This is a genomic window from Marinilactibacillus sp. 15R (assembly GCF_001895285.1).
In the GTDB taxonomy this organism is placed as follows: Bacteria; Bacillota; Bacilli; order Lactobacillales; family Carnobacteriaceae_A; genus Marinilactibacillus; species Marinilactibacillus piezotolerans.
On the sequence record NZ_CP017761.1, the window covers coordinates 2,003,554 to 2,019,401 of the forward strand.

A 15,848-nucleotide genomic window follows, 5' to 3' on the forward strand; every position below is an offset into this window, starting at 1 on the left:
GGAAAACGTAGAGCTTAGAAGATTAATTTCTTCTCTGAGCTCTACGTTTTTTTATGCAATAGATAAAATTTCTGTTGTATCTAATAAAATCAGATAAGTTTCTTTAACCGGTCTTTTCAAAATAGATTCCAATGCTTTTCTATAAAGTCTTAACTGACCACTGTATTTTTCAAGCATAGTTTTTGCTGGATCTTTATACCGACTTAACTGATCAGTTTTGTAATCAAAAAGGACTATCCCATCATCTTCTTCTATATATCCATCGACAATACCGTGAATCAAAATGTGATCTTTTTCATTCTCCATATCTAAAAATAATTCTCTTGCTTCCAAAATTAAAGAAAATGGAACTTCTCTTTTTGTTTGGTTTGCTGATTTAATGACTTTGTGCCCGAAATCTGTCTTAAAATAGCGAACTAGCTGATCGATTCTGATTAAAGCCGCCATTTCTTTAGTAAGAACTTCTTTTTTCACGAGGTTTTCTATATGTTTTTCTATTGATGATTCTGTTGGATATTCGGACAAGTCTAAAGATTGCAACACTAAATGAGTAGCTTGACCAATTTCAGGTGCTGTTGGTTTAAGAACTTCGGATATAAATGAAGGTCTTTCCAACTGATCTTCAACATATCTATTTGGCTTTCTAGGATTTGTTACATCTATTTTCATCATTTGTCCATCATTAGGCTCTTCAAACAACCTCTTAATTTCTGATACAGATTGATAACTTGTCGTCATCGTAGCAACTTGATGAGTATAAGACATATTAATCAGATCTACTGCTTTCACAACTGCTTGTTTGGTTTGAGCATCTTCATTCAACTGCAACTTTTTGGTTTTAAACTTTTTATACCACATTGTTTTCTCTTTACTTTGCAGCTTTAGTAAATTTGCTTCCAAATCTGCATGATTAAAAAATGATAGAGTGAACCTTACTGGATGGTTGGTAATTTCTTTATTTGAATTTGTAAGCCAGCTGTCGTAATCCAATGAATGGTGACGTGCTAAAGCAAGCCCTATCCAACTCATATAACTTGAAGATTGTAACCTGATATCAGCTGGTAAAACAGAATTATTATGACCCGTAACTGTTCCCCATTCTCTTAAAGCTGTTTCCTTATCTTTATAGGAACCAACTAAAAATAGTTTCTGTTCTGCGCGAGTTAGAGCAACATATAAAACGCGCATTTCTTCTGATAAAAGTTTATTCTTTTTATGTGTTTTCAATACTTTTTCAGGTAGTGTTGTGAATTTCCCATTTTGAAAATCAGCAGATTCAGAAATTTCTTTATATTCAGCACCTACACCAAATTTTTCATCAAATATATAGGACTTTTTAAGATCTGTCTGATTAAATTTCTTGGTCATATCTAAAATAAACACGACTGGAAACTCCAATCCTTTACTAGCATGGATTGTCATTACTCTGACAGAATCCTCTCCACTACTAATAACAGAAGGTTCTGCAAGATCTTTATCTTTTTTCTGCATTTTCTCAATAAAACGAATAAATTGGAACAATCCTTTAAAACTAGTTTTCTCATAAGAAGCTGCTCGTTCATATAAAGCATGAAGATTTGCTTTTCGTTGTTTTCCTGAACTCATTCCGCCTACATAATATAAAAAGCCAGTATCTTCATAAATAGTCCAAATGAGCTTGACGATTGCTTGGCGTCTAGCTAATTCTCTCCAACGTTCAAGCATATCCAAAAATTCATTCAATTTGAGCTGTAAACGTCTATTACTTGGATCTATTTCTTCTTGCTCAACAAATTCCAGTAAAGATTCATAGTAGCTAGAAGTGGCATTCATCAATCTGATTTTGGTTAATTCAATCTCGTTGAGTCCAACTATGGGAGACCTTAGTACAGCAGCTAATGGAATATCCTGCCATGGATTGTCAATAACATTCAGTAAAGACATCATGATACTAATTTCGGTCGTTCTAAAATAATTCTGTGTATCTTTAATTGCAGTTGGGATATCTAATTGTTTGTTAAATACATCTTGAATGACAATATTATTTTTTTTAGTAGGTGTCAGCAAAACAATATCACCAAACTGAATCGGTCTAGTCTGATTCAGCTTTTTATCAAAAATCTCAAAACCGTTGTTCTTTAGCTCAAGAATTTTTTCTCCAACCATCAGCAATTCGCCTTCAGTTTTAGAATCAATTTGAAATGTTTCAGATGAATCTTCAAAGTCAGATTGTTCGGTTAATTCCGTCTCTTCTTGTGTCTCTTTTTCATATATCAAAATTTCTGTTTCACACTGTAAGTCTGCCGGGAAATCTTTATACCCTTGTACTAAACGTGCCGAATTATCATAAGAAAGATTGCCCACTTCTTTATCCATCAATTGAGAAAAAATATAATTGGTAAAATCAAGTACATGCGCATTGGATCTGAAATTCTCTGCTAAAATAATTCGCTCGCCTTCTATTCCAGAAGCATAGCGTTCGTATTTGTCGATAAATAAATCAGGATCAGCCAAACGGAAAGCATAGATAGACTGTTTGACATCTCCGACCATAAATTGGTTTCCTTCTTCAGTATAATCATGTGTGAGCCATTTTAAGATACTTTCCTGTAGAAAATTGATATCTTGATACTCATCTACCATAACTTCTTTAAAACAGTCTCGGTAGTAATTAGACGCTTCTGATGGAACAAGTTTTCCCTGAACTTTTTGTGTTAAAATTTCATAGGTCATATGCTCTAAATCATTGAAATCAAGAAGGCGTCTTTCGTATTTATGCTCCTGAAAGGCTTGAGAGAATAATTTAGTAACTCTTGACATCTCTTTTACCAAAACTTTAACAGATTGGATAAGTTCAACTTGACTTTCTATAGACATATTAAAGTATTCTTCCTGAAGCCTAAGGTAAGCTGATTTAGCTTGGTCTCTAAAATTTTTCATCTCGCTTGCTGCTGCTTTTATATCATCAGGGGTAGTTTTCTTCCTCGGAGCACTCCAAGTCTTAAACTTAAATGACTGTATGGCTTTGAAAGCATCTTCGAGCCTATCTTCAGTAATGTAACCTCTTATTAATTTAAAGTGAACACTTTCGTCCTCTAAAATATTAATTAATTTCTCCAATTCACTGTCTTGGTAACCGATTGAAAGAGCATTTCCATTGAGTTCAATAAAGTTATCAATAATTTGTAACATTTGCGGTTTTGCTAATTTCTTATAAAGTTCACTATCTGATAGCTGACCATCAGGAATAGTATATAATTTAGTTAAATCAGATAACCATCGATCAGGGTCCGGATTTGATCTGGAAAAATTATATAATGAAAATATCAGTTCAGTTAGACCATCATCAGTACGATCATTAGAATAGGTTTCAGCTAAAATTTGAAACATGGAGTCCTCTTCTCCATACAATTTCTCTCTTAAGTCATTCCAAACTTCTTCTTTCATCAAGATATTTTCAGTCTCATCTGTTAATAGTCGAAATACAGGATCTAAATCAATCAAATAATAGAAACGTCTAATCACCTTTAGACAAAATGAATGGAGTGTTGAAATATTTGCTTGGTTTAGTAAAGGTAACTGTTGAACTAAATGTCGCCTTAATGCCGAATCTTTTGTTTGATTTATTTCTTTCTGGATGGCTCTTTGTATTCGTTCTTTCATCTCTCTAGCGGCAGCATTTGTATACGTAACGACTAGTAGTTCATCCACACCAATACCTTTTTTAATTTTTTCAATAACGCGTTGAACGAGAACGGTCGTTTTTCCTGAACCAGCAGATGCGGATATCAAAAGATTTTTCCCGTCATCGTGAATTGATCTCCATTGACTTTCAGTATACAGGCTATCTTTAGGTTTCTCAGGTATTCGATTCATTTATATTCCTCCTCTCCAGGCAGAATCAGTTTTTTAGAAATTTTTTCAATTAAACTAGGTTTATCAGATATTGTTTCAAAATGACGATAATTGTTTTCATCAAGTAAAACATCAAATTGGGAGATTGCTTTATAAGGTCCTGCAACAGAAGGTGTAAATCTCCTTTTTTCCATAAAAGGCTGTAATTCATTTGCACCTGACAATATTTTATTACCAGCATCTGTGATCAGTTTTCGATTATGCTGAAATAAAATCTCTAACTCTTCTGCAGTCATTAATCCTCGCCCTTTTAACAATCCACTTTTTAATTGATTAATAGGATAAATTAAAGAATGATTACCAGCTTCTAGTGATAAATCCAGATTGCTCAAAACTGTATCATCGTTGATGGCTAGTCCTGTTAGTTTAAATTCTTTAAGTAGTTCTAACATCCAGTCTTCAGGATTTCTTTTCTTTGGCCTAACGTATGGATTTTGGACCTGAGCATAAAAAGCTCCAGCTGGTTTAGCTTTTTTGCCAAATAATTCTGGAGAGAATTCGATCGCTGTATCTAAATAGGTAATCATCTGCATCATTAATCCATAATATAATTCATCAAATTTAAAATTATGTTGACTGGATTTGTAGTCAACTATACTCAGATAAAGTTGCTCATTGATTTCCATAGTATCTAAACGGTCAATTTTTCCTCGGACATGAAGTTTACCGCCATTTTTCATAGGAAAAGATAAACCAGGTATGCCATTTGCAGTACCAATTCTACCAAATAAAACTTCTGATTTTTGAGGAGTCAATTTACTGCGTCTATTATGATTGCTTATTGCCCACATCATTTTTTTTACAGTTTTACTTAATTGATTTCGGATAAATTTCATTCGGTTAGACATAGACAAGAGTCTAAACTGATTCTTATCATACAACTTTTCTAATACCTCATCAGTCAATAGAGACAGATTTTTATCATTCAACTCTTCTAACCGGATATCTCTTTCAATAATCGTTTTGAAAATACTATCAAGAGCATCATGATAAAAATTACCGGTTTCCATTGGTGTAAGCTCCTGAATGGCCCTTTCTCTTAATTTCAAACCATATTGAAGAAAATGACTGTACGGATCTAAATAAAAACTTTCTAACTGAGATACAGATAAATAAAGGTCTTTACCATATAGATTTTCAGCAAGTTCCGGAGGTAAAGGAACCGGTATATTCTTATGTTCCAGACTGTAAAAAACACGATTCTCAAATAAATTATCGTAATCTCTCATTTTATTATAGAGCAACAACCAGAACATATTAGGCAGGGTATCTCGATCTATCCCTTCTCTCAAAACAGTTACTAGTTGACCAATGGTTTGCTTTCTGGAACCTATAAAAGATAAATTTGTTTCAATCGTTTCATCTAGAACCAGATGACTATCTGCAAGCTTTTTTTGAACCTGAATCATTAAATGATCTGATATTCTCTGGATATATGGGCTTATTCGATTATCTGTTGTTCCGTCTTGTTGAACCGGATAACTGAAAATCAGTTTATTTGATGCATTACTGAAAGCCATATAAGCAGCTAATGGTTCAGCAGCTAATATGGATTGCGAAGAAGGTGCCAGAAATTTATCAATTGGAAGATCACCTTGTAACGTTTCTCGGTCTTCATCCGTCAGTACAGATTCGTTCTCTCGATTTAATGGTAAACTATTGTCAGTCATTCCTAAAATAAAAACAACCTTTTTTGTATTTACACGAATTTTATCAAAATTTGTAAACATTATTTGATCAAGACTTGGTGGAACAATACTATAAGTTGCTTGTTCAAACCCTGTTTCCATAATCGTTAAAAAAGAATCCATATCCCACTCATCATTTCCAAGCACATCTACAAACTCATCTAAAAGTCCAATGAAAGTTTCCCAGACTTGTTCGTGTTTTCTTGCCTCGACAAGATCTCCTGCTGCTATAGCTTGATCACGCCAATAAGCAATTTGTTTATCTATTCCATTATTCACAATAAATTGATATAGTAATCGGGCAACATCCTGATTAGACTTTGCTTTTTGTATCTTTTTGAAGAAAGGAAGCAGTATATTTCTTACGGTTTGTCTGACCTGATTTGAAATAGCTTGAATCTGCTTATCTGCGTCTAATTGTGCCTCTACTTCTTCTAGTTGATAACGTGCATATATCCATTCTTGGTCTGTTGTCCAGTCACTACCTTCATAACCGTAGGCCAAAATTACATTTTCGGTTAAATCGACTTTATATCTCCAGTCGATGTTTGCTTTTTTATAATAATCTATTCTAAGACTTTCTTCTTTAGGTACAGCATCAACTTTCTGTGGAATAAACAACTCTGTTCTTAAAAAACGCATAACATCTTCATAGCGCCAATGTCTTTTTGCAATCAAGAAAAGACTTTGAACAAATTCAACTAAAGGATGTCCAGACATTGAGTCAGGTTCATCAATAAATAAAGAAAGTTCACTTTCCTTGAAAACCGGTTCTATTACAGTCTTGTATTCATCAATAGAGCGACTCATCAACATAATATCTTTAAAGCGATATCCTTCAAAAGCAACCATACGTCGAATTGAATTAGCTATATGCATTACTTCGGCTTGTTTGTTTTCAGCTGCCCATATTTCTATACACTCATTCATATTCAAACTGGTTTTACTAGAAGTTCCGATCGTAGAACCGATCGAACTTTCCACCCAATAATTATCTAAATGATTCAGCTCAGCACACCTTGTATTACTTGGTTCCTTTAAGATAATATCATTTAAAACAGGAAGATTTTCTTCTAGTGCATTTTGATAAAGACGATAGTAAGTCATTCCTGTTTCATAGAATAAATGTGTCAATTCAGGAGGTTGTACAGCAAATTTCTGATCCAACACCAATGAGACCGTTACTTGTTTGCATGCACGGATCAGTTCAATAATCAGTTCTTGTTCTTGGGCTGAAAAGCTCTGGTAATGATTAATGTAAATCTTCGTATTAGACATATCTCTGTTTTTGATTTCTTCAATCAACGATCTTATAATATCTTCTTTTTCAATATATTGACCAATCAGATTATCATTAAAAGCTTGAAATAATAAATTTATATCCGCAATTTTCTGTATAAAATCATTACCTGAATGGTTTTCTATTTGTTCCGGTGTAAAGAAGTTTTCTAAATCATCTGAAGTGATTCGGCCATTTCTCATTTCCATAAATAGTGTAGTCAGTTTTTCAACAAAACCCTGCTGCATACTTTCGCCACGAAATATAGTCAGATTTTCTTCGTTTTCTTTTAATAATTTCCTTATCAGCATAGATAATCCGGTTTCAGTTAATTGAGTTTGGTTATAAATTGCTGAATTTTGCAGATAATACCAAGCCAGACGGCTGATACTAAATACTTGAAGAGTAATCATGCCTGTATAATCAGTCTTTATTTCTCGTTCGCTTTTCAAAAATTCAAGCACCTTGATTTCCGTTTCAAATTTAATGTGATCAGGAACTAGATAAAAGACTTGGGCAGTTGGATCTGTATCCATCGTTTGCTTCATCTCGCGAATCAATTCAGATTCTTTATCCGTATATGCTCGTCCGATTACAAATTGTAAACTCAAATCAAAACTCCTCTCTACTAGATAATAAAAAGCTATAAAAGCTAAAAAGATAGATACTCTATTCTCTAGTATCTATCTTTTTAAAGAAGTTCTTATTTTTTGCTGGTTAGCATAATGATTTCTACAATAACATCAGTAGCTTTAACCATACTTTCAACAGCAACGAATTCGTAACGACCATGGAAATTTTCTCCGCCAGCGAATAAGTTTGGTGTTGGAAGTCCCATGAAAGAGATCTTAGATCCATCAGTTCCGCCTCTAATTGGTTTGATATCAGGCTCAATATTAACATTGCGCATTGCTTCATCTGCAATTTCTACTGAGCGCATATCTTTTTCAATAACTTCTCTCATATTGTAGTACTGATCTTTTACTTCAACTTTGATTCGATCCTGATCAAATCGATTATTAATCTGTTTTGCAATTGATTGGATCATTTCCTTTTTCTCATTGAATTTCTCTCGACTATGATCACGAATAATATATCCCATACTTGCTTCTTCAACCGTTCCATTAATGCCTAATAAATGATAAAAACCTTCTCTGTCTTCTGTTTTTTCGGGTACTTCATTTTCAGGCAGCATTGAATCAAGTTCAATGGCTAATTTTAATGCGTTGACCATTGTATTTTTAGCAGTACCTGGATGAACATTTTTACCTTGAATTGTTATGTTTGCAGAAGCGGCATTAAAACTCTCATATTCCAGTTCACCAATAGGACCACCATCGACAGTGTATGCAAATTCTGCGTTAAAATGTTCTACATCGAAGCGATCCGCCCCAATACCAATTTCTTCATCTGGTCCAACAGCAATTCTAACGTCTCCATGTTTAATTTCTGGATTTGCAAGTAAATATTCTACAGCACTAATCACTTCTACTATTCCTGATTTATCATCTGATCCTAAAAGTGTAGTTCCATCAGTAGTAATAAGCGTTTGGCCAATATAATTTTTCATATTTGGAAAATCTTCTGGAGATAAAATAATGTTCTGATCTTTATTTAAGATGATTTCTTTACCATCATAATTTTCATGTACTTGCGGATTAATATTTTCAGCATTAAAATCAGCTGTATCCATATGAGCAATAAATCCAACTGTTGGAACTTCCTGATCCATATTAGAAGGAAGAGTCGCTGTTACATATCCATTTTTATCATTATACTCAATATCACTTAATCCGATTTCTTTTAAATCTGCCATTAATATATTTGCAAAATCTATTTGTGATTGAGTTGATGGAACCATAGTACTTGACTCGTCTGAACGAGTATTAATTTTTGCATATTTTATAAAACGATCTACTAAGTTTGTATACATATTGGTCCTTCCTTTTCTGTTTACTATATTGATTCTTTTATTTTACACTAAAAAGTCAGTCATTTCCTGATATTATTTAAAATTAAATACATCTTTTTGCTTTTTGGAAGGGTAAATTTTAAGATCCCAATTTTCTTCTATCTTCCAGTTATTAATGATCTGGTGCATTTCTGAAACGAAAACTGATTCGATATAATGACCAGCATCGATAACATCAACCCCATCTCTTAACATATCCTGTGCATTATGATAAGAAACGTCCCCAGTAATAAAAAGTGTGGCACCTTTTTGTTTTGCATCGAAATAATAGTCAGAACCCGCTCCTCCAAATATAGCCACTTTTTTGTGCAATTTTTTCGGATTTTTACTTGCATACTTCAGACCATTAAGTTCAAGTTCGGACGTAACTTTTGTCAACATCTCTTCAGTTGTAATTTCAAAGGCAGCGATTCTTCCATAACCATAAACTTTATTTTCGTTTTCAAGAGTATAAAGATCATAAACAGGTTCTTCATAGGGATGGGCGGTTTGTACTGCATTTATTACATTTGTCGTTAACTGACGAGGGAACATCACTTCAATACGAACTTCATTGACGATCTCTTCTTTTCCTATCTTTCCAACAGTAGGATCTGACCCTTTTTGCGGAGTGAATCTGCCTTGTCCTTTAATACTATATGAAACATCTTGATAGTCTCCTACTTCACCAGCTCCAGCAAGATGTAATGCTCTTCTAACTTTTTCAACATCTTTTTCAGGAACATATACAGCTAATTTTTTATAACCTTCACGGTAAGTTGGAAAAACTATTTCTCTGTCTTTTGGAAGACCTATAGCATCAGCTAACCAGTCACTCATACCGAAGTCAGCAGCGTCTATATTCGTGTGAGCAGAAAAAACAGCTATATCTGATTTAATTAAATCAATATATTCACTCCTGCGGGGATTCTCAGTATTCAATGACTTTAATGGTTTGAAAATAGCAGGATGATGAGTAAAAATTAGATCAACTCCTAATTCCTGAGCTTCCTGAATTGTATCGGCATCAACATCAAGAGCAATCATGAGCTTATTAACTACTTTATCTAATGTACCAAAAGAAAGGCCAATAGGATCCCATTCTTCAGCTAGATATGGAGGTGCAAACTGCTCGATTCGTTGAATAATATCTTTAACTTTTACTTGGGTCATTTTATCATCTCCGTGATTTGATCAATTTCCTGATCTAACCTGTTTAATTTAATTGAATTCACTTCTTTAGACTTTTTTAGTTCTTCTTTAATATAAAAGAGTTTTTCTAACTCACGAGTCCATTTCAGCTTGAATATCGAAGAAGAATTCATAAGTAAAACAGGTCCAAAAGTTAATTCTAGTTCACTATATTGAATAGTTTCATCAGTTGGAATCGCTACAATGATCTCATAGATTTTATCGTTTTCTTCTAAAATTTCCTCGTTTATGATTTTGTACTGATTATTCATCAAGAAAGTTCGGAGTGTCTTTTCGCCTACATTTGGCTGTAGAATCAGTTTTTCTTTTCTGGAAAGTACTTCATTATTTACTCCTCGCTGTAAAATATCGCGAATCAGAGTACCACCCATCCCGCAAATGGTAACTGTATCGATTCTATCATCTGAGTGAATGACTTCCAAACCGTCTCCCAATCTAACTTCAATTTTATTTTCAAGTTTTCTATACGAAACTTCTTTTTTTGCTTTATTGTAGGGACCTTTTACTACTTCACCAGCCACTGCCCAGTTAATTAACTTTTTCTGAGCCAGTGCACAAGGTAAATAAGCATGATCAGAACCAATGTCAGCTAATCTTGCTCCGGGTTGTATGTATGCCGCTACTTGTTCTAGTCTTTTAGATAATTGTATCGATTCCATCCTGCACCTCTTCTTAATTCTTATATTTCTCATTTTAACAGCTTCCACTAGCAGAATAAAAGGAAATATGTAATAAAAGACCCACAGAAGAGAATTCTCTTCTGCAGGTCCTGTTAAAAACGTGATTGTTAGGAAAAATAAAGATTATTCAGAATCTTCATCTTTGTCTTCGCCGATCACTTCTGGTTCTGGCATGTCATCTGATGTTTCAGTTGTTTCTTCTTCAACTGCATCAGGAGCAGAAATTGAAACAACAGTTAATTCAGCATCAGTCAATAGTGTAGCACCTTCTCCAATTTCAAGATCACTTACACTAATAGTATCACCAATAGTAAGCGATGATACATCTACTGTATAGTCAGAAGGAGCTTCAGCTGGCGCAACTTCAACTTCTAATTCAGAGATTGATTGAGAAACATAGCCTTCTTTGAGTTCGTCTTCCCCAGAAATATAAACTGGAATAGTCATATGAACTTTTTGACCTTTAGTAAAGGATAATAAGTCTACATGATACAAAATAGGTTTGATAGCAGCTGTTTTTAATTCTTTAACAAAAACATGATAAGTTTCTCCGTCAACTTCAACGTCGAATACTCCGTTAGCCCCTACCTTACGCAAAGTGTCTTCCAATTCTTTCTGATTTAACAATACAGGCACAGTTTCCAATTCTTTACCATAGATAGCTGCGGGTACTAATCCCTCAGTTCTTGCTTTTTTCGAAGCTGATGTACCTGTTTCAGTACGCTTAGTTGCTTTTAATTTCATTAATTTCACCTTCCGAATATATATTAAATAAGTAAGATACTTATTTTCTGACGTTTACTATATAATTATACCAAATATAGGGGATTAAAGCAAAAGAAACCACCAACCGCTGATATTCTCAATCTATATTTTAGCATCATTAAATAGTAAAAGGCCACTTTAAAGTGGCCTTTATTCATTATTAGATAATTTGATTTATTCTAGGAAGTCTTTCAACTGTTTTGAGCGACTTGGATGACGAAGCTTTCTAAGTGCTTTCGCCTCTATCTGCCTGATACGTTCTCTAGTTACACCGAACACTTTACCTACATCTTCAAGTGTTCTCTGACGTCCATCATCTAACCCGAAACGAAGTCTCAATACATTTTCTTCACGATCTGTTAATGTATCTAATACATCTTCTAATTCACTTTTTAATAGTTCATAAGCAGCATTATCAGCAGGACTAGTTGCTTCATTATCTTCTATAAAGTCTCCCAGATGCGAATCATCTTCCTCGCCGATTGGTGTCTCAAGAGATACCGGTTCTTGAGAGATTTTTAAAATATCTCTAACTTTTTCAGTCGGCAAGTCCATTTCTGCTCCAATTTCTTCAGGTGTAGGCTCTCTTCCTAAATCCTGAAGTAATTGACGCTGGATACGGACGAGTTTATTGATTGTCTCAACCATATGAACTGGTATACGAATCGTTCTTGCCTGGTCAGCAATTGCACGGGTTATAGCTTGTCTAATCCACCAGGTAGCATAAGTTGAAAATTTGAACCCTTTTTCATAATCAAATTTTTCAACAGCTTTCATTAATCCCATGTTACCTTCTTGAATTAGATCTAAAAAGCTCATTCCACGTCCAACATAACGCTTAGCAATAGAAACAACCAATCGTAAGTTGGCTTCCGCTAATTCTTGTTTAGCAATAATGTCTCCATTTTCGATTCTTTTTGCTAAAGTTATTTCTTCTTTTGCGCTTAATAGGTCTACTCGACCAATTTCTTTAAGGTACATTCTAACAGGATCATTTATTTTAACACCAGGAGGAGCAATCATTTCTTCTTTCTTAGCTTCTTCAACGACTTCTTCTTCTTTGTCTAACTGTTTTGCTAGAGGGTTACCGTCTTCGTCAACGACTCCAACACCCTCATCTTCGAATTTCTGAATCAAATTATCCATTTGATTTTTTTCGAGTTCGAAAGGCTCAGCTAGTTTATCGGTTAATTCAACATAAGAAATTGTCTGTTCCATTTTCTTTTTCGTTTCTTTAATCAATTCCTTTACAGCTGCTTCATATTTTTTGCTTGGTTGAACATTATTTACTTCTTTTTTAGTTTTGGCCATAAAATAGTATGCCTCCTGCTTTATGCTTCTTTCGCAGCTTTTAGCTGGCGATTCAAGTTAATGATTTCAATAGTTAAAAACTGTTGTTTCTGTTTGTCTCCAGTTCTTTCTGCCTCTTTTAATTCTTCTCTTTTCGCTTTCAGCTTAGCTTCTACCGGTGATCGATTAGATATTACATCAATATAATCTTCTATTTCTCCAGTTACCAGCTCTTCTCCTAGATCCATCCACAAAATTTCTGTGGCTTTTTTCTTATGTTCCGGATCTTTAATAAAATCCAGAAAAGCTTCTACATTGTTCTCACCTTTGTCTCTAAAGTATGATTCATACAACAGATATAGAATTTGGTAATGTTCGTGTGGAAAAGTAAATTCAGTTGGTAAGTTCTGCAATGTATACCATACCTCATCATGGTAAAAAAGTCTATTCAGCAGCATTTTTTCTGCTTGTTCCACAGAACTTTTTTTTGGTTTATTCTGTCGAGTAATCTGAACAGAATAAGCTTCATTTTGTCTGTCGGTTTTTTGTTGTTTTAACTGTTTCGTACGATTTTTTTGATTTTCAAATGCATGTTGTTGAAACTGTTCTTTTAAAGTATCTTGGGTTACTTTAAATTCTTGAGCAAGTTGATTGAAATAAAGCTCCCTTTCTACCGGAGAATTAACAGTTGTCATTTCTTTCAAGACTTGCTCAATATAAGAAAGCCGCTCACTTTCATTTTTCAAGTTTTTACCGTTTCGGTAATACTTCATCAGAAAACTCATAAGTGTGTCTCGACCATGTAATAGAAAATCTTTATAGGCTTCTTTCCCTCTTGACTTGATGTAATCATCAGGATCCAATTTTTCTGGGAAACTAGTTATTTCAATTGTAAAATGAGTTTGATCAGTAAAATATTCTGTGGCACGTTTGGTCGCTTCCAACCCAGCTTGATCTCCATCATAAGCAATAACAACTTTATCTGTTACTCGATCCATCTGCTGAATTTGCTCATGAGTTAAACTTGTCCCCATTGAAGCAATCCCATTTCTAATGCCCGCTTGCCAGGAAGAAATAACATCCATAAATCCTTCAAAAAGATAAACTTCGCCTTCTCTGCGAATAATTGGCCTGGCTTTATCATAATTAAACAAGATTTTACGCTTATTGAATAAATCTGTTTCTGGACTATTTACATATTTTGCTGAATAAAATCCAGGAGTCGTTTCACTGTTATCACCTTCAAATATCCTGCCGGAAAAAGCTACTGTCTGACCTTTGTGATCTCTAATAGGAAATATAATCCTACCAGAAAAACGATCCAGCAACTGACGATCTTCTCTATCAGAAAATAATCCAGTTTCCGATAGCAATGTATTATCTAGGCCTTCTTGATTGTCTAGATACAATTTTAAAGCATTTCGTTGTGGTGGAGAAAATCCGAGTTGAAACTCTTCTATGGTCTCTTTCTCTACACCTCGATCTAAAAGATATTGATAAGCAGCTTCTCCAACTTTTGTATTTATCAAAATATGATGGTAAAATTCTTTAGTCTTTTCATTGATTGCTAGTAATTTGCTGAATTTACTATTTTCATTAGGTCTAGATTGATTTGATTGTTGAATTATTTCCTGATCTATTGGAACATCTGCAATTTCTGCTGACTTAATAACAGCTTCTGGAAACGAAATACCTTCCATTTCCTGGAGGAAACTAAATACATTTCCACCTCTTCCGCAACTAAAACAGTGAAATATCTGTTTCTTTTCATTGACCGAAAACGAAGGTGTTTTATCTTCATGAAACGGGCAATGAGCAAAGTGATTTTGGCCCGATTTTTTTAATTGAACATATTGTGAGACCACATTGACAATATCAGATTTTTCTCTAATTTGTGTAACTGTTTCTTCTGGAATACGAACCAAATCAATGCCTCCCTCACACAAAAATCAGCACAAAATATAAACGATTTAATAAACGAAACTATTAAAAACGGGGCATAATTGCCCTATAATAATCAAACATTAGTATACCATAATCCTATTAAAAAGCAAATTCCCCATCAATAAGATGAGGAATTTTTTTAGCCTATTTTAGTACCATTGGGAACTGGTTCATCTATATTTAATAAGACAACTTCTTTGTCTGAAAGGATGCCACCTATCACTAGTACTTCAGATTTGTAACCTGCAATTCTTAATGGAGGAAAATTAATTACCGCAATGATTTGCTTTCCAAGGAGATCTTGAATATCGTAACGGTCAGTAATTTGAGCAGAACTATTTTTAGTACCTATTTCGTGTCCAAAGTCAATTTGTAATTTATAAGCCGGTTCCCTAGCTTCTTTAAAAAAATCGGCTTTCACTACTGTTCCTACTCTAATGTCTAAACTTTTAAAATGCTCAATATTTGTCATATGAATTTTCCTTTTATTACATGATACCTTACATAATTCACTTACTTAGTCTCTATTCTTTTTGCCAATGACTGTACTCTGCTACCTAATGATGTCCATACGAATTGTGAAATAAGGAAATCAACCATACTATGAACAATCGTTCCAACTCCTACTAGTAAAAATACAGCTAAGAAGAAACCTTCTGAATAGCTTGAGCCCGGAATGAGACCGAAGAAAAACATTGAAACAACTAACATTTCAGCAGCACCATGGAGACATCCGATCGCTAACGAAAAGATCGTACTTTTTAAAGGGGATCTAAGTACTTGTTCTCTGCGGTTAATTAAGTATTTTGCTCCCACATAAGCAAATATGACATGACTCAAAGCACGCAGAACCACTACAATTGGAAAACTAGCCAATAAAAATCCTACAGCTGATCCTAAAGAAACTGCTACGGCTATCCCAGGTGAGAAAAACATAGCTAAAAATATTGGTACATGACTTGCTAAAGTAAATGATGCAGGCTCAATCAATACTTTTATCGGCATAACCATCGGGATTACAATAGCAATCGCAGTTAACAGAGCCGTCACAGTCAATCTTAATGTATTTGTTTTTTTGATAAAAATCACTCCTCAGTGTACTCCTGCGTTTACAGGTGTCTTTACACTAAACAGTATATACGATT

Annotated in this window: 10 protein-coding genes; all 10 read right to left on the reverse strand. The window is 34.1% G+C overall.

Features of this window, described 5'->3' with window-relative positions:
- Positions 1–51: 51 nt before the first annotated feature.
- A complete protein-coding gene (addA, locus tag BKP56_RS09960; RefSeq protein WP_072694933.1) occupies positions 52–3,855 on the reverse strand; it encodes a helicase-exonuclease AddAB subunit AddA in 3,804 nt (1,267 codons plus the stop codon).
- Positions 3,852–7,472, reverse strand: coding sequence for a PD-(D/E)XK nuclease family protein (locus tag BKP56_RS09965; protein WP_072694934.1), 3,621 nt, complete (start codon positions 7,470–7,472; stop codon positions 3,852–3,854). The genes addA and BKP56_RS09965 overlap by 4 nt, the downstream gene beginning before the upstream one ends.
- A 92-nt stretch (positions 7,473–7,564) precedes the next feature.
- A complete protein-coding gene (gene pepT / locus BKP56_RS09970; protein ID WP_072694935.1) occupies positions 7,565–8,794 on the reverse strand; it encodes a peptidase T in 1,230 nt (409 codons plus the stop codon).
- Positions 8,795–8,866: 72 nt separating this feature from the next.
- Entirely contained in the window at positions 8,867–9,985 is a 1,119-nt protein-coding gene (locus BKP56_RS09975) for a Nif3-like dinuclear metal center hexameric protein (protein WP_072694936.1), read from the reverse strand.
- Complete coding sequence (locus BKP56_RS09980) at positions 9,982–10,683, reverse strand: tRNA (adenine(22)-N(1))-methyltransferase (RefSeq protein WP_072694937.1); 702 nt, start codon at positions 10,681–10,683, stop codon at positions 9,982–9,984. Before BKP56_RS09980 ends, BKP56_RS09975 begins: the two co-directional genes overlap by 4 nt.
- Positions 10,684–10,827: 144 nt before the next feature.
- Positions 10,828–11,448 carry a 50S ribosomal protein L25 gene (locus BKP56_RS09985; protein WP_072694938.1) on the reverse strand — a complete coding sequence of 207 codons (621 nt, stop codon included), beginning with the start codon at positions 11,446–11,448 and terminating at the stop codon, positions 10,828–10,830.
- Between the two features lie 195 nt (positions 11,449–11,643).
- Positions 11,644–12,780 carry an RNA polymerase sigma factor RpoD gene (rpoD, locus tag BKP56_RS09990; RefSeq protein WP_072694939.1) on the reverse strand — a complete coding sequence of 379 codons (1,137 nt, stop codon included), beginning with the start codon at positions 12,778–12,780 and terminating at the stop codon, positions 11,644–11,646.
- Positions 12,781–12,800: 20 nt separating this feature from the next.
- Entirely contained in the window at positions 12,801–14,684 is a 1,884-nt protein-coding gene (gene dnaG / locus BKP56_RS09995; RefSeq protein WP_072694940.1) for a DNA primase, read from the reverse strand.
- Positions 14,685–14,842: 158 nt separating this feature from the next.
- Entirely contained in the window at positions 14,843–15,175 is a 333-nt protein-coding gene (locus BKP56_RS10000; protein ID WP_072694941.1) for a tRNA-binding protein, read from the reverse strand.
- A 41-nt stretch (positions 15,176–15,216) separates the two neighbouring features.
- Positions 15,217–15,783 (reverse strand): hypothetical protein, encoded by a 567-nt coding sequence (locus tag BKP56_RS10005; protein WP_072696122.1) that lies wholly within the window; start codon positions 15,781–15,783, stop codon positions 15,217–15,219.
- Positions 15,784–15,848 lie beyond the last annotated feature (65 nt).